Below are 14939 nucleotides of genomic sequence, written 5' to 3' on the forward strand. Positions count from 1 at the left end.
CCTTCCTCGCTCTTTACGCCGCTCTTCGTCGACTGCCGTTGAAGAGCGGTTGCTCTGCTGTGCAGCTTCTCCCTGATCCGCTTTTAATCTTTACGCGGCAGGAAACTTACTGGCGTCGAACAGTGACGGAATCCGCTGCGCCAGCATCATGTCCCCCTTCAACTTCAACTTGCCGCTCATGAACGCCATAGCGCCGTTGAGCTCGCCCTTCAGCAATGCCTTCAGATCATCGTCGGCCATCGTCAGCGCCACATCGGGTGCATCGGCGACACCGTCATGCGCGCTGCATGTTCCATCTTCGATACGCAAGTACATCGGGCTCGAAATATCGAACTGAATGGTGTTTTTCATATTTACCGCAGCGTCGGCCTTCAGGCACGCCGGCATGAGTTTGATGATGTCGTTGACTGTCATGTTTTTTCCTCTGGTTGTAATAAAAATCTGCTGTGCCACCAAGGCCTGTCACTCCCAACCTACCGCATTGCGCACCTGCAGTTCCTGCTCGATCAGCGCACCATAGCGTTTTTCAACTTCACCTCGCTTGACCTTCATGGTCGGCGTCATCAAGCCGTTATCGATGCTCCAGGCATCCTTAAGCACGACGCACTTGGCAATTTTCTCGTGCGGCTCCAGCTTAGCGTTGACCGTTTCCATATCGGCGATCAACTGCTGCTCCACCTCGGCACGTGGCTTGCTGCGGGCGGCGGCGGTCAACGTGACAGCCATCACCGGCTGCTTCAGGCCGGAACCGATGAACAGCAGGTTTTCGATATCGGTGTTGCGCGCCAGCGAACATTCGATCGGCGCCGGCGCCACATATTTCCCCTTAGCGGTCTTGAAGATATCTTTGACGCGACCGGTAATATACAGAAAACCGTCTTCGTCCACCCGTCCTTTATCGCCGGTGCGCAGATAGCCATCCTCGGTAAATGCCGCGCGGGTACTCTCGGGATCCTTGTAATAGCCGAGCATCAATCCAGGGTGCTTGAACAGAATTTCACCGTCGTCGGACAATTTAAAGCCGGCATTCTGCGGCGGTCTGCCAACTGCAGCCGACCCGGTTTTGATCGTGCAGGCAAGCACTCGAATAGACCGAGGCTTCTGTCGGCGCGCAGCCTTGCAAAATTTCCAGGCCTACATTCCGCTTGAACCATTCAACCAACGCAACCGGAATCGGTGCCGCACCGGACAGACAAAACCGTGTGTTCTGCAGCCCGATCGCTTTGCGAATCTTCCTCCTTATCACACTACGCAGTAGAGGAACCGCCATCAGCCGACCCAGCTTCTGCTGGGGCATCTTGTTCAGGATTGCCGTCTGTAGCCGTCCATATACCAGCGGCACGCCAAAGAAACGGGTCGGCGCCACTTGCGCCAGTTGCTCACCCATCTTGTCGATATTTTCCATGAAGTGGACTTCACCGCCGTTATAGCAACTGGCGATCGAAATCGCGAACCGTTCGAATGCATGCGCCAGCGGCATATAGGAAAAATAACGTTCCTGGCCGAGCGCCGGCACCAGGTTGATAATGCTGTAGGCGGCAAACATGACGTTGCCGTAGCTGAGCATCACACCTTTCGGATTGCCGGTAGTTCCCGAGGTATAGATCAACGTCATCATCTGATCTGGCGGCGGCGCCTGATAATCCTCCAGCGGTACGCTGGCGGCGACCATTTCGTCCCATGGCGCCTGGCCTGTCGGCGCATCCTGATAGGGAAAGGAAATGGTCATGACCGATGGCGGAATGGCACTCATGAAATCGTCGACATCCGGCATCGGCCCAAGGAATACCGCCTTGGCTTCGCTGTGTTCGAATATGTAGCGGGTGGTGCCTACTGCCTGCTTCGGATACATGCCGACACTGACGTGGCCAGCCATCGCAATCGCCAGGTCTGCCATCAACCAATGCGCGGTGTTACGTCCAGAAATGCAGATACGGCTGCCGGGTTCCCAGTTCATCGCCTTCAAGGCTGCCGCCATGCGCCGAACTTGCTCACAGCCTTGCATCCTGCTGATTACTTTCCATTGACCCAGAACCGGTTGAAACAGCCAGGGCATATTCGGCTTGGTAGCCGCCCAATGCAACATCATTTGAACCGGGTTCTTTTGCATCTCCATAGCCTCTCCTCACACGATGTTCAGGGATGTTGCCTGTCGTTTTTTTTCTGCTTCCTTGCGTCCAAAAGTCCCGATTCAAATTGCCGATGCCGCAGACAAGGCTGCCAGTTCTGTTTCATCAATGCCTGCGGCAGCCAACACGGCGATCGTATCCGCCCCCAATCGCGGGCAATCGCCGCCGGCATTTTCGGCATTGCTGAACTTGATCGGTAAATCCAGCAACGGCTTACCGTCTTCGCTGCGGATCAGGCCGCGCGCTTTGACTTGCGGATTGTCGAGTGCTTCCTGTGGGCTGTAGATGCCCGACACGCAACAGTCCCGATCAGCCAGCAACAACTCCCATTCGTCGCGCGAACGGGTCTTGAACAAAGTTTCGAGTGCACTGCGCAATGCGGCGCCATCCGGCCCCGGGCTCAGCGGCAATCCGGCTAATTCCGGCTTGCCGACAGCCTGGCAGAAATTGAAAAAAAACTTGGGTTCGAGGGCCGCCATGGCGACATGTTTGCCGTCGGCACAGGCATAAATATTGTAGTTGGCTAGGCCTCCACTTAGCATGTCGCTGCCGCGCTTCGCGCTCCGGCCCATGGTACGGATAGTGGCCAGCGACAGTGCCTGCAAGGCTAGCGTGCCATCAAGCATGCCGACATCGACAAGGGTGCCTTGCCCTGAAGTGCGCGCACCAATTACGGCAGCGAGTATGCCCAGCGCGCAGGTCAGCGCACCGCCAGCCAGGTCTGCGCTTTGAAAGTTCGATAGTACCGGCGGCCCGTCGACGGCGCCAGTTTGTTCCAGCAAGCCCGCATATGCGCAGTAGTTCATGTCGTGCCCGGCGCGATCCTTATAAGGGCCGGTTTGACCATAGCCGGTGAGCGCAGCGTATACCAAACGCGGGTTGATCAGTTTCAACTGCTGGTAGCCGCAACCGAGCTTGTCCATCACGCCCGGCCGGAACGATTCGATCACGACATCAGCATCCTCAACCAGTTTGTGGAAGGCGGCCACCGCTTGCGGTTGGCGCAGATCAAGCGTCACCGATTTCTTACCGCGATTGACCAGCATGAACAATTCCGGCGCCAGCATGCGAGCGTAATCTCCCCCCTGGGGCTCCTCCAGTTTGATTACCTCAGCTCCCAATTGCGCCAGGTAAAAGCTGCAAAATGGGCCAGGCAACAGGCGTGTCAGATCCAGCACACGTATCCCGGACAGGAGGGGGTTGCTCATGGCATTGGCCGATTTTGCTGATGCCGACGGTCAGTTCTTGCCTTGTCCGAACGGCGAAGCCACGCCCTGCAAGATTGACATCAGTGATTCGCCGATGCTCTTGGGATAAGTGGCATCATTGAAGTCGCCGATCTCCGCCCATTTTTCCGCCACATCTTCAGGGCCGAACGACTTGCCCTGAAAATGGTGACCCACGGTACGCTCCCAGCGCAACTTGGCATGGAAGCCGGCGCCGACTTCGAACAAACTTCCGCTTTCCTCGCAACTCTCATGGGACAGATACGCCGCCAGCGGCGCCACATACTCCGGCTTCAACGCTTCCAGCATCTGCGGTGGCATCACCGTCTCGGAAATACGTGAGCCGGCCAGCGGCGCGATCGTGTTGACGCGGATGTTCTTCGAAGCACCTTCGATGGCCAGCGTGTTGGCCATGCCGATCAGGCCCATCTTGGCCATGCTGTAGTTGGTCTGGCCGAAGTTGCCGTAGATGCCAGCCGCCGAGGTGGTCATGACGATCCGGCCATAGCCCTTGTTGCGCATGTGCGGCCATGCTGCGTGGGTGACGCGGAAAGCGCCAAGCACGTGGACGCGATAGATCAGATCCCAATCGTCAGCGCTCATTTTGGCGAAACTGCTGTCGCGCAGGATGCCAGCGTTATTTATGACGATGTCGACTCCGCCAAAATGATCGAGCGCGGTCTGCACGATACTGCCGCCATCCTCTACCGAGTCGTAGTTGGCGACTGCGTTGCCTCCTGCCGCCTTGATCTCCGCCACCACCTGGTCCGCTGCTGCACTGGACTTGCCGCCGCCGTGGACATCGCCGCCGAGATCATTGACCACCACGCTGGCGCCACGCGCGCCCAGCAATAGTGCATGGGCGCGCCCCAATCCATTTCCAGCGCCAGTAACAATCGCCACCCTGCCGTCATAACGCAATTCATCTCCCATGATTTAAATCTTTATATGTTGAAAACGAGTTAAAAATTTGCCGTTGAAATCCGGCCGACATCAAATATTCCGCGAAATGATTTCTTTCATGATCTCATTGGTGCCGCCATAGATCCGCTGGGCACGAGCATCAATGAAGGCGCGCGCAATCGGGTATTCCTGCATGAAGCCGTAGCCGCCGTGCAGTTGCAGGCACTGATCCAGCACCTTTCCCTGCAGATCGGAACACCAATATTTAGCTGCCGCGGCTGCATCTACCTGCAGCTCGCCCTTGACCTCCAGCTCGACGCAACGGTCGACAAACACGCGCGCGATCTGCAACTCAGTCTTCATCTCCGCCAGCTTGAAACGGGTATTCTGGAACGATGATACCGTGCGGCCAAACGCTTGACGGTCACGGGTATAGGCAATCGTCGTGTCGAGCATGGCTTCGGCGTTGGCCACCGAAGTAATCGCAATGAGCAGGCGCTCCCAGGCCAGTTCCTGCATCAGCATGGAGAATCCAGCGCCGACCTGGCCGACGATATTGGTTTTGGGGACGCGCACATTCTCGAAGAACAACTCACAGGTATCCTGCGCCTTCATGCCGATCTTCTTGAGCGGCTTGCCCTTGCTGAAGCCAGGCCGATCGGCTTCAATCACCAGCAGCGACACGTTCTTGGCGCCGCGTGCCTTGGCGCCGACCTTGAGCGCCACGACCACCATGTCGCTGTTGTAACCGTTGGTAATGAAAATCTTGGAGCCGTTGACGATGTAGTCGTCACCATCCTCGACGGCATTGGTCTTGATCGATTGCAGGTCCGACCCGGTTCCCGGCTCCGACATGGCAATCGCGGTAATCGCCTGGCCGGCGGCCATTTTCGGCAGCCAGGCCTGCTTCAGCTCCTCGCTGCCGTAGCGCAGTAGATAGGGCGCCACGATATCCGAATGCAACGGCCAGCCGATGCCGGAGGCATTGGCCCTCGCCAGTTCTTCCAGCACGATGGTGCTGAATTTGCGATCGACACCGGAGCCGCCGTAATTCTCCGGCATGTTAGTACAAAGAAACCCCAACGCACCGGCACGCTGCCAGATATCGCGATCGACAAATCCCTGCTCTTCCCAACCGGCGTGACGCGGCATGACCTCGGTTTCGACGAAACGGCGAAAACTCTGACGAAACTCTTCGTGATCGGCATCGAATAACTGGCGAGGAATCATGCGCAGCCCCCGGAAACGGAGTTGAATTCGATGCTGGACTCACACAAGGTACGTTCGATGAACATGTGGCGCATTAAGTCTCCTGATATTTTTATAATGTAATTTAAATTACACTTATATCGTTTGAATGCTACAAAATCGTCCGATCGATGGTAGGGAAGGAATCTTTGTTTGTCAACATTGGAGCCTAGAATTCCCATTCAGCATAACAGTAATTTTAATTACACTTGGTTCTACCTCACCCTGTGCCAAGAGCCACTTCCGACGACCCGTCGTCGCCACTCTTAATATCGCATGCATGACAAGTACGTAAAACAAACATTGCGCCAGCCATAAACTCGCCTATAGAATCCGGCTTTACAGAAGCTTCCTCGTGCCGCAACTGTCACGCGGTCGTCACATCGATTCGCTATATTCAAAAATTTTACGGAGGCCCTGATGAAATCGAAATTCAAAGCACTAGCCATCGCCTGCGCGCTTGCGACCATGTCCGTTTCGGCCCATGCCGTCACCGAAATATCCTGGTGGCACTCGATGGCCGGCGCCCTCGGCGACCGCGTCAATGGCCTCGCCGACGAATTCAACAAGAGCCAGTCTGAATACAAGGTGACCCCGGTTTACAAAGGCGCCTACGATGAAGCCATGGCCGCCGCTGTCGCCGCTTATCGCGCCGGCAATGCGCCGGACATCCTGCAAGTATTTGAAGTCGGCACTGCCACCATGATGTATTCCAAAGGCGCCATCAAGCCGGTGTCTGAAGTCATGAAACTGGCCGGTGAGCCGTTCGACCCATCTTCCTACGTCCCTGCCATCGGCGGTTACTACGCCGCACCAAAAGGGGGCGGCCTGCTGTCGCTGCCATTCAACAGCTCAACCACGGTCATGTTCTACAACAAGGACATGTTCTCCAAAGCTGGCCTGGATCCAAACAAGCCGCCGGTGACCTGGCAGGAACTCGCCGTCGACGCTGCCAAGCTGAAGGCCAGCGGCGCCAAATGCGCGTACACCACCACCTGGCAATCATGGGTCGAACTGGAATCGTTCTCGACCTGGCATAACGTCGAATTCGCCTCCAGGAACAATGGCTTCGACGGCCTCGACACACGCCTGAAATTCAATAGCCCATTGCACGTCAAGCACATAGAGAACCTGGCTAACTGGGCCAAGCAAGGCTACTTCACCTATGCCGGCCGCAAGGATGAGGCAACATCGAAATTCTATGCAGGCGAGTGCGGCATCCTGACCGGTTCGTCGTCCAGCTATGCGGATATCGCCAAAAATTCCAAGTTCAAGTTTGGCATCGCTACCCTGCCGTATTACAGCGATGTGCCAGGCGCACCGCAAAATACGATGATCGGCGGCGCTTCGCTGTGGGTCATGGGCGGCAAGAAGAACGACGAGTACAAGGGCGTTGCCAAGTTCTTCAAATTCCTGTCGAAGCCTGAGGTGCAAGCCAAGTGGCATCAGGAAACCGGTTACCTGCCGACTACCATCGCGGCTTACGAGATCACCAAGAAATCGGGATTCTATGATCGCAATCCTGGCACCGATGTCCCGGTCAAGCAGATGATCACCAAGACCACCGACAAGTCGCGCGGCATCCGCCTCGGCAACATGCCGCAAATCCGTACCATCATCGACGAAGAACTGGAAAACGTCTGGACCGGCAAGATCACCGCAAAGCAGGCGCTTGATACCGCGGTAGAACGTGGCAACCTGTTGCTGGAGCGGTTTGAAAAGACGAACAAATAATATTACTCAGTCCTGTCAGATAGGATGGGCATAGCAGCCCATCCTATCTGAGAATTCTTGTTGTTGAATGTCGCAGCAAAATGGCGCACGCAAAAGAACACTTTTGACTGCGCCACATAAGCTCTAATTGATTCCCCCGCATTGACGCGGACGATCCAGTCAGAAAGTCCCATCTTGGAAAAACGCGCTCGCTTCAAATCTGCCTGGTTGCCCTACGCGCTGGTGGCGCCGCAGATCATTGTCACCCTTTTGTTTTTCGTCTGGCCGGCAGTGCAGGCGATGTACCAGTCCATGCTTCTGCAGGACGCCTTCGGCGGTTATTCGGAGTTTGTCTGGTTCGACAATTTCCGCGCGCTATTCGCCGACAGTAACTATCTCGCCTCGTTCAAGACCACCGCGATATTCTCGCTGCTGGTCGCGGTGCTCGGATTGTCGCTCTCGCTGATGCTGGCCGCCTTTGCCGACCGCGTCATCAAAGGCGCTTCTATTTACAAAACCTTCCTGATCTGGCCGTATGCGGTGTCGCCTGTGGTGGTCGGGGTCCTCTGGACGTTCATGCTGAGCCCGACCCTGGGCATCGTTTCCAACTGGCTGCATCACTTCGGCATCGAATGGAATCACGTATTGAACGGACGTCACGCGATGATCCTGATCGTGATCGCTGCGGTCTGGAAACAGGTCAGTTATAACTTCCTGTTCTTCCTTGCCGGCTTGCAGGCTATCCCCAAATCACTGATCGAAGCCGCCGCGATCGACGGCGCCGGACCGGTCAAGCGTTTCAGGACTATCGTATTTCCATTGTTGTCACCCACCACTTTCTTCCTGCTGGTAGTTAATATTGTCTACGCCTTCTTCGATACCTTTGCGATCATCGAAGCCACCACTCAGGGCGGTCCCGGCAAAGATACCGAGATCCTGGTCTACAAGGTATTCCTCGACGGCTTCAAGGGCGGCGACCTGGGCGGCGCGGCCGCACAATCGGTGGTGCTGATGACCATCGTCATCGTGCTCACCGTGGTGCAATTCAAGTATGTTGAAAAGAAAGTGCAGTACGCATGAATGAAATCATGACTGATCCCGCCGTGTCATTCCCGCGAACGCGGGAATCCATGATACGGAGCAATTTGGATCCCCGCGTTCGCGGGGATGACGGAATTGTTTGTTATATATTGAAAGAACACGATGATTGAGCGCCGCCCCATACTCGACATGATCAGCCACCTGGTACTGCTGCTCGGCGTCGTCATCATCGCCTTTCCGCTGTATGTCGCATTTGTCGCCAGCACTCAGACCGCGCAAGAGGCCGCGCAAGCACCACTGTCCCTGATGCCTGGCAGCCATTTCATTCAAAACTATGGTGCGCTGCTGACCCAGGGCGCCTCCGGCAACGTTTCGGCGCCGCCGGTGGCGCGCATGCTGTGGGTAAGCCTGGTGTCCGCGTTAGCCATCGCAATCGGCAAGATCTCGATTTCGATGCTGTCGGCGTTTGCTATGGTGTATTTCCGCTTCCCCGGACGGTCGCTGTTCTTCTGGATGATTTTCATGACACTGATGCTGCCGGTCGAGGTGCGTATCACACCGACCTACCAGGTGGTATCCGATTTCCACATGCTCAACAGCTACGCCGGCCTGACGATCCCGTTGATCGCCTCGGCCACAGCGACTTTCCTGTTCCGGCAATTCTTCCTGACGGTGCCGGATGAACTGGCGGAAGCAGCCCGCATTGACGGCGCCGGTCCCCTGCGTTTCTTCAAGGACGTGATCTGGCCGCTGTCACGCACCAATGTTATTGCGCTGTTCGTGATCATGTTCATCTATGGCTGGAACCAGTATCTGTGGCCGTTGATGATTGCGACGAACCAGGACATGTACCCGATCGGTATCGGTATCAAAACCCTGATCGCCGGCGGCGATTCGGCAGTCGAATGGAATATGGTGATGGCGACCCTGGTGCTGGCGATGCTGCCGCCGGGCCTGGTGGTGGTAGTGATGCAAAAATGGTTTGTTAAAGGATTGGTTGATTCCGAGAAGTGATATGGCAAAAGTACACCTAGAAAACGTCAAGAAAACCTACGGCAAGGCGCCGAAGACGGTCGATGTCATCCATGGCATTTCGATCGATATTGCAGATGGCGAATTCATTGTCATGGTCGGCCCTTCCGGCTGCGGCAAATCGACCTTGCTGCGCATGGTGGCCGGGCTGGAAGAGATCACCTCGGGCGATATCGTGATCGGCGACCGCGTAGTCAACAAGCTGGAACCGAAAGATCGCGACATCGCGATGGTGTTCCAGAATTACGCGCTGTATCCGCACATGAGCGTCTATGAAAACATGGCCTATGGTTTGAAAATCCGCGGCTTGAGCAAGGACGATATTGAAGTACGCGTGCAAAAGGCGGCCAAGATCCTGGAGCTCGGTGCCCTGCTGCAACGCACGCCGCGCCAGCTGTCGGGCGGTCAGCGCCAGCGGGTGGCGATGGGACGCGCGATCGTACGCGAACCGGCAGTATTCCTGTTCGACGAGCCGCTGTCCAACCTGGACGCAAAGCTACGCGTCCAAATGCGCCTGGAAATCCAGAAACTGCACCGCACGCTAGGCACCACCAGCCTCTACGTGACGCACGACCAGGTCGAAGCCATGACCCTGGGCCAGCGCATGATCGTCATGAATGGCGGCCGCGCAGAACAGATTGGAACACCGGCCGAGGTCTATGCCAAACCGGCTACGACGTTCGTCGCCAGCTTTATCGGCTCGCCGCCGATGAACCTGCTGAACGGACGGGTAGCGACGGACGGCAACAGCTTCGTGGTGGACAATGCCGCACCGATCCCGCTGCCGTTTACACACAATGCGATTGCCGGTCATGACTGTATCCTGGGATTACGGCCGGAGCACCTGCTGTTCGGCCAGCCTGGGCTGTCGATGCGAGCGGAACTGGTGGAAGCGTTAGGCGCCGATCTGCTGGTGCACGCGTCGATAGGAGATCAAACATTGGTGATGCGGGTACCGGCCGCCACGGCAGTGGAGACCGGGCAGCAAATCACTGCAGGCTTTGAAACGAACTCTCTGCATTGGTTTAATTCGCAAACCACGCAACGTATCGAATTTTCCTGATTCTGCTTGCCGGCGTCTTGCATCGACGCCGGTCAACACACCCGTTGCTATCGCGTGCAACGGCGTCGCTTAATCATCGGTGGCGACGCCACCAGGACATTTCATTCGGTCAGAGCGGCCAGATTATCCACTTCGATCTTGGCAAACTCGACGCTGCTGTCAATTGCCGTACCGCGTGTGGTATGCACGCTTTCGGTATTGGTGCGGCTCGATACGCTGGCCCCGGCTTTCAATATCTGATAACCGTCATGCCACAAATCGTCATGGCCCTGCACCGGCTGGGGCACGATCACATATCCACGGTATTCGACGCTGCCGCTGGTCTGGTCACTCATGTTCACCTCTCTTGCAAGTAAGAGTTCAATCCTAGCACGCGGCTAAAAAATGCACACAGCCGCAAAATCGTGTAACTTGAACTAATTGTTACGTCCGGCGTCGTACCTAGGGCCTGCTAACAGGCCCCGAGTCAGTCATAACCACATGGAGAGATTGATTATGCCCAAAGATCGCGAAGAGAATGCGCATTGGAAAATCGCTGATCTTGATTTTTCGAAATCGATGTCGCACGCGTCAGACCCGATGAAAACCTGTTTTACCTGGTCACCTGCGCTTCGTTTGTCGAAAGCGGATCCGATCTGTATACGCAAAACCTGGTGGATTATTACGGCGACGAGCCTGAAATCTCGGCTTGGCTACGTGAGCAATGGGAAGTCGAGGAGTTGCAGCATGGACAGGCATTGCGTGCCTACGTCAAACACATCTGGCCGGAATTTGACTGGCCGACCGCTTATCGCAGTTTCCTCGACGAATATTCAGGCTACTGCAAAGTCGAACTGCTTGAGCCCAGCAAAGGACTGGAAATGGTGGCGCGCTGCGTAGTTGAAGCCGGTACGGCAACTTTCTATGGCGCACTGTCGCGCAGCACCGACGAACCTGTCTTGCAAGACCTGGCAGCCCTCATCGCCCGGGATGAAGTGAATCACTACAAGCATTTCTTCCGTTATTTCCGCAGTTTCCGGCAACAGGAGCATCTGCGTCGCCACAGCATTTTCGGCGCCTTGCGCCGCCGCACACTGGAGTTGCGCAATGAAGACGCTGCTTGCGCGCTGCGTCACGTCCTCAAGATGAGAGAGCCGCAGCATGCCGACGACCCAATCCGACTGCAACAGATCAGCAGCAAGATGAACGGCACCATCCGCAGCCATGTGACGGCGGACATGACCATCAAGATGATCATGCGTCCGCTTGATCTGCCGCGTGTATTGCAATCGATGGTTGCGTATCCCGCCACGCAAATCATGAACAAGGTGATTCTGCGCTGACAGCCCGTGCGTGCGCTACTACAGGCGATAGAAACGCTGCGCGTTCAAGCCCATGACCTGTTGCCGCTGCAGCGGATCCAGCTTCGACAGTAAGCTCTCCGTGGTGGCAAGCCAACGTCCATAATCGGCGGCCAGATTGACTACCGGCCAGTCGCTGCCCCAAATGACGCGCGATGCGCCAAACACGTCCAGAATGTGATCTGCGTATGGTTGCAGGTCGCCCTCTTGCCAAACGGAGGACGCCTCAGTGACCAACCCGGACAATTTGCAATACACCTGCGGCAGCGCTGCAAACCGGGAGATGTGTTCACGCCATGGCGTCATTTCTGCGCTCGCAATCGGCGGCTTGGCAGCGTGATCGATCACGATCGGCAGGTTCGGGTGGGATTGCGCAAACGCCAGCAGTGCCGGCAAATGACGCGGCAAAATCAACGCATCCAGGCTGAGCCGATGGCGCTGCATGGCGGCAATCGCCGGCTCCAGCAGGGGATCGGCGATCCAGTCATCGGCCAGATCCTGCAGCATCGGTCGCAATCCACGCAATTTCCGATGTGAGGCCAGCAACGCAATCTGCTCAACGGCATTCCTCGATTTCAAGTCGGCCCAGCCGACCACCGCCTGGATGAACGGCGCGCGTTCAGCCAATGCCAGCAGGAACAACGTATCCGTCACGCTGGGCAAGGACTGCACAAGTACCGTGCCGTCAATGCCGTGCTGCTTCAACAAAGGAGCCAATTGCTGCGGCAGGAAATCGCGATGAATAGCCGCCAGTTCCGCGGGCGGCCATTGCCCGCTTCGATTGGCCAGCAGCCAGAAATGCTGATGTGCATCGATACGCAACGGAACGGAGGATTCGGGAACCATGTATTTACTCTACGGTTGGTATGGCAGGCTGTTGACGTCAGCCGGTTGCATATTTTTCCTAGACGCAACAACGCTAAAAGGCCCATTGGCTGGACCAATACTAGCATGCAGTTTTTTGGCAAAGCAACCGAAAAATCATGCATATGGTGATTTAACGGTAGCCAAGTCTCTGCATGCCTCTCATAATCCGCCTCATCACCAAGTGCTGCCCAAGCAGCCACCCAGAGACGGAAACAGATATGCGAATTTTGCTGGTAGAAGACAACAGGCCGCTGTCCGAATGGCTGGCGCTTACCCTGCATCGGAGTAAATATACGGTTGATTGCGTTTATAACGGCGCCGATGCTGATCATTTGCTGCTGACCCAGCAATACGAACTGGTCATTCTCGACTTGTCACTGCCCAAACTGGAAGGTAGCGAAGTGCTCAAGCGACTGCGTGCCCGTCACAACAATGTGCCAGTGCTGATCCTTACCGCCAACAACTCAGTCGAAGGGCGCATAGTTGGCCTCAACAACGGTGCCGACGACTATATGGCAAAGCCGTTCGACGTCAATGAACTGGAAGCGCGCATTCGCGCCCTGCTACGGCGCGCCAATCAGCAAAAAAACCCTATTCTGCAATGCGGCTCATTGAGTTACGACAGCAACAGCCGGATTTTCTCCATCAACGAGGTCGCGCTCACACTGACCCGGCGCGAGCACGCCGTGCTGGAAACCCTGATCATGAAAAGCGGCAAAACGGTCAGCAAGCAGGCCTTGGCGGATAGCTTGTATGCGATGGCGGAAGACGTGTCGCAGGACGCCATCGAAGTGTACATCCATCGAATCCGCAAAAAACTGGAACACGGCGACGCCGCCATCATTACCCTGCGCGGACTCGGTTACCTGCTTAAGCAGCATCATGCCGATTAACAGCCTGCGTATACAGCTGCTGGCGTGGCTGCTGGTGCCGTTGATATTGTTCGTTGCTTTCAATACCTGGGTTACCTACAGCAATGCGGTCGACATGGCGACCGTGGTCCATGATCGAATGCTGCTAGGATCGGCGCGCATCATCGCCGAACAGATACGCTACGAGGATGAGGCGGTGCAGGTCGTGATCCCACCAGCGGCGCTGGAACTGTTCCAGTCTGATTCACACGACCGAGTCTATTACCGCGTCGTGGCGGCGAACGGGACGCTGCTGGCAGGACAACCCGATTTACCTGTTTCACCACGCATGCGGCGTAACGAGGAATCCCAATATTTCAACGCCACGTTCCGCGGCGATCCGGTCCGCATCGTTGCATTTTCGCAGCCTGTTTTCGGTGCTCCTGAACAAGGACCTGTACTGATAGAAGTGGCGCAGACGCAGCATTCGTACAAGACGCTATCCGACCGCATGTGGGAACATACCATGCAGCAGCAGTTGGCAATACTGGTGCTGGTAGGCGCCCTGTTGCTGCTGGGCTTGCGACACGGACTGGCGCCGATGATGCGTCTGCGGGATCGGGTCCAGCGCCGCAAGCCCGGGACGCTGGAAGCACTCGATACGGCGCCGGTACCGGCCGAACTGGCGCCATTGGTGCATGCCATCAACGACTATGTGCAACGGCTGGACGACCATATGTCGGCACATGGCCGTTTCATCGCAAATGCATCGCACCAGTTGCGTACGCCACTGGCGTTGCTCAACACCCAGGTCAGCTACGGTCTTCGCAGCAGCGATGTCGAAGGCAAGGACGCGGCGCTGCGCGCGATCAACAAGGGTGTGCAGCACGGGATACGGCTTGTCAATCAGTTGCTGACGCTATCTAACGCCGAAACCGGCATCGGCCGCCCGCTGCGGCAAACCGACGTCAATCTGATTGAAATTGTCCAGGTCGTATTGGAGGAACTGGCTACGCTGGCGCAGACCAAACATATCGACCTCGGATTTGAATTCGATTGCACCTCGGTCATGGTGCACGCCACCCCGTCCATGCTGGAAGAACTGGTGGCTAACCTGATCGACAATGCATTACGCTATACCCCTGCCGGCGGCCGCGTGACCGTCGCGGTGACAAGCGGAGAGCAGCGGGTTCTGCTGCGGGTCGAGGACAACGGTCCTGGCATCCCTGCAACAGAACGACAACATGTATTTGAACGCTTCTATCGCCTGAACGAAGAGCGTTCGGATGGCAGTGGACTGGGGCTGGCGATCGTGCGTGAGATTGCGCTAGCCAGCAACGCCGAGATTGCATTGTCCGATCCGCAGCAAGGTCATGGACTGATTGTTACCGTCAGTTTTCCCATCGCCGAAAACACGAATCGCACCATGGATCCGGCGCAATATTCACAGCAAAACCCGTGAAACCTCCTCCGGCCAAGCTTACGACCAGCTTTCAAAATCGGTATTTATTTTTCGCCGATGTCGC

At 56.4% G+C, this 14939-nt stretch carries 14 protein-coding genes and 1 pseudogene; 7 read left to right on the top strand and 8 right to left on the bottom strand.

Annotation, left to right across the window (positions count from 1 at the left end; genetic code table 11):
* Nucleotides 1-90: 90 nt before the first annotated feature.
* From CAter10_RS15270 to CAter10_RS15295, 6 genes are all read right to left on the bottom strand, one after another.
* Nucleotides 91-414 (bottom strand): SCP2 sterol-binding domain-containing protein, encoded by a 324-nt coding sequence (locus tag CAter10_RS15270; RefSeq protein WP_061534077.1) that lies wholly within the window; start codon nucleotides 412-414, stop codon nucleotides 91-93.
* Nucleotides 415-462: 48 nt separating this feature from the next.
* Nucleotides 463-1014 (bottom strand): acyl-CoA synthetase family protein, encoded by a 552-nt coding sequence (locus CAter10_RS23980; RefSeq protein WP_061534078.1) that lies wholly within the window; start codon nucleotides 1012-1014, stop codon nucleotides 463-465.
* A 1-nt stretch (nucleotide 1015) separates the two neighbouring features.
* On the bottom strand, nucleotides 1016-2116 hold the full coding sequence (locus CAter10_RS23985) for an AMP-binding protein (protein ID WP_061534079.1): 1101 nt from the start codon (nucleotides 2114-2116) through the stop codon (nucleotides 1016-1018).
* Between the two features lie 75 nt (nucleotides 2117-2191).
* Nucleotides 2192-3337: a CaiB/BaiF CoA transferase family protein gene (locus CAter10_RS15285; protein ID WP_061534080.1), complete on the bottom strand. Its 1146-nt coding sequence runs from the start codon at nucleotides 3335-3337 to the stop codon at nucleotides 2192-2194.
* Between the two features lie 30 nt (nucleotides 3338-3367).
* Entirely contained in the window at nucleotides 3368-4288 is a 921-nt protein-coding gene (locus tag CAter10_RS15290; RefSeq protein WP_061534081.1) for an SDR family oxidoreductase, read from the bottom strand.
* Between the two features lie 60 nt (nucleotides 4289-4348).
* Nucleotides 4349-5488 (bottom strand): acyl-CoA dehydrogenase family protein, encoded by a 1140-nt coding sequence (locus tag CAter10_RS15295; protein ID WP_061534082.1) that lies wholly within the window; start codon nucleotides 5486-5488, stop codon nucleotides 4349-4351.
* Nucleotides 5489-5926: 438 nt separating this feature from the next.
* On the opposite strand from CAter10_RS15295, the gene ugpB reads away from it, so the two are divergent.
* From ugpB to CAter10_RS15315, 4 genes are all read left to right on the top strand, one after another.
* On the top strand, nucleotides 5927-7240 hold the full coding sequence (gene ugpB / locus CAter10_RS15300; protein WP_061534083.1) for a sn-glycerol-3-phosphate ABC transporter substrate-binding protein UgpB: 1314 nt from the start codon (nucleotides 5927-5929) through the stop codon (nucleotides 7238-7240).
* 174 nt (nucleotides 7241-7414) lie between these two features.
* Nucleotides 7415-8299 carry a sn-glycerol-3-phosphate ABC transporter permease UgpA gene (gene ugpA / locus CAter10_RS15305; protein ID WP_061534084.1) on the top strand — a complete coding sequence of 295 codons (885 nt, stop codon included), beginning with the start codon at nucleotides 7415-7417 and terminating at the stop codon, nucleotides 8297-8299.
* Between the two features lie 123 nt (nucleotides 8300-8422).
* Nucleotides 8423-9274: a sn-glycerol-3-phosphate ABC transporter permease UgpE gene (gene ugpE / locus CAter10_RS15310; RefSeq protein WP_061534085.1), complete on the top strand. Its 852-nt coding sequence runs from the start codon at nucleotides 8423-8425 to the stop codon at nucleotides 9272-9274.
* A gap of 1 nt (nucleotide 9275) precedes the next feature.
* Nucleotides 9276-10355 carry a sn-glycerol-3-phosphate import ATP-binding protein UgpC gene (locus CAter10_RS15315; protein ID WP_061534086.1) on the top strand — a complete coding sequence of 360 codons (1080 nt, stop codon included), beginning with the start codon at nucleotides 9276-9278 and terminating at the stop codon, nucleotides 10353-10355.
* 101 nt (nucleotides 10356-10456) lie between these two features.
* Here CAter10_RS15315 and CAter10_RS15320 read toward each other — a convergent pair whose 3' ends face one another.
* Nucleotides 10457-10690: a hypothetical protein gene (locus CAter10_RS15320; protein ID WP_061534087.1), complete on the bottom strand. Its 234-nt coding sequence runs from the start codon at nucleotides 10688-10690 to the stop codon at nucleotides 10457-10459.
* A 160-nt stretch (nucleotides 10691-10850) separates the two neighbouring features.
* On the opposite strand from CAter10_RS15320, the pseudogene CAter10_RS15325 reads away from it, so the two are divergent.
* Nucleotides 10851-11677: pseudogene (locus CAter10_RS15325) on the top strand (ferritin-like domain-containing protein).
* Nucleotides 11678-11695: 18 nt separating this feature from the next.
* Here the strand turns inward: CAter10_RS15325 and CAter10_RS15330 are convergent.
* A complete protein-coding gene (locus CAter10_RS15330) occupies nucleotides 11696-12541 on the bottom strand; it encodes an amidohydrolase family protein (RefSeq protein WP_061534088.1) in 846 nt (281 codons plus the stop codon).
* Between the two features lie 239 nt (nucleotides 12542-12780).
* Between CAter10_RS15330 and CAter10_RS15335 the strand changes: the two genes are divergently transcribed.
* Both CAter10_RS15335 and CAter10_RS15340 read left to right on the top strand, forming a co-directional pair.
* Nucleotides 12781-13455, top strand: coding sequence for a response regulator (locus CAter10_RS15335; RefSeq protein WP_061534089.1), 675 nt, complete (start codon nucleotides 12781-12783; stop codon nucleotides 13453-13455).
* The gene (locus tag CAter10_RS15340; RefSeq protein ID WP_061534090.1) at nucleotides 13445-14875 is read left to right on the top strand and encodes a sensor histidine kinase; all 1431 of its coding nucleotides are present in this window, start codon (nucleotides 13445-13447) and stop codon (nucleotides 14873-14875) included. Before CAter10_RS15335 ends, CAter10_RS15340 begins: the two co-directional genes overlap by 11 nt.
* Nucleotides 14876-14939 lie beyond the last annotated feature (64 nt).

It is taken from the genome of Collimonas arenae (assembly GCF_001584165.1).
Lineage (GTDB): Bacteria > Pseudomonadota > Gammaproteobacteria > Burkholderiales > Burkholderiaceae_D > Collimonas > Collimonas arenae.

What these genes read in the sequence shown, in the direction of transcription:
- CAter10_RS15315 (WP_061534086.1), top strand. Translation starts at nt 9,276, where the DNA reads ATGGCAAAAGTACACCTAGAAAACGTCAAGAAAACCTACGGCAAGGCG.
- CAter10_RS23985 (WP_061534079.1), bottom strand. Translation starts at nt 2,116, where the DNA reads ATGGAGATGCAAAAGAACCCGGTTCAAATGATGTTGCATTGGGCGGCT.
- ugpE (WP_061534085.1), top strand. Translation starts at nt 8,423, where the DNA reads ATGATTGAGCGCCGCCCCATACTCGACATGATCAGCCACCTGGTACTG.
- CAter10_RS15320 (WP_061534087.1), bottom strand. Translation starts at nt 10,690, where the DNA reads ATGAGTGACCAGACCAGCGGCAGCGTCGAATACCGTGGATATGTGATC.
- ugpB (WP_061534083.1), top strand. Translation starts at nt 5,927, where the DNA reads ATGAAATCGAAATTCAAAGCACTAGCCATCGCCTGCGCGCTTGCGACC.
- CAter10_RS15270 (WP_061534077.1), bottom strand. Translation starts at nt 414, where the DNA reads ATGACAGTCAACGACATCATCAAACTCATGCCGGCGTGCCTGAAGGCC.
- CAter10_RS15295 (WP_061534082.1), bottom strand. Translation starts at nt 5,488, where the DNA reads ATGATTCCTCGCCAGTTATTCGATGCCGATCACGAAGAGTTTCGTCAG.
- CAter10_RS15340 (WP_061534090.1), top strand. Translation starts at nt 13,445, where the DNA reads ATGCCGATTAACAGCCTGCGTATACAGCTGCTGGCGTGGCTGCTGGTG.
- CAter10_RS15290 (WP_061534081.1), bottom strand. Translation starts at nt 4,288, where the DNA reads ATGGGAGATGAATTGCGTTATGACGGCAGGGTGGCGATTGTTACTGGC.
- CAter10_RS15335 (WP_061534089.1), top strand. Translation starts at nt 12,781, where the DNA reads ATGCGAATTTTGCTGGTAGAAGACAACAGGCCGCTGTCCGAATGGCTG.
- CAter10_RS15285 (WP_061534080.1), bottom strand. Translation starts at nt 3,337, where the DNA reads ATGAGCAACCCCCTCCTGTCCGGGATACGTGTGCTGGATCTGACACGC.
- CAter10_RS15330 (WP_061534088.1), bottom strand. Translation starts at nt 12,541, where the DNA reads ATGGTTCCCGAATCCTCCGTTCCGTTGCGTATCGATGCACATCAGCAT.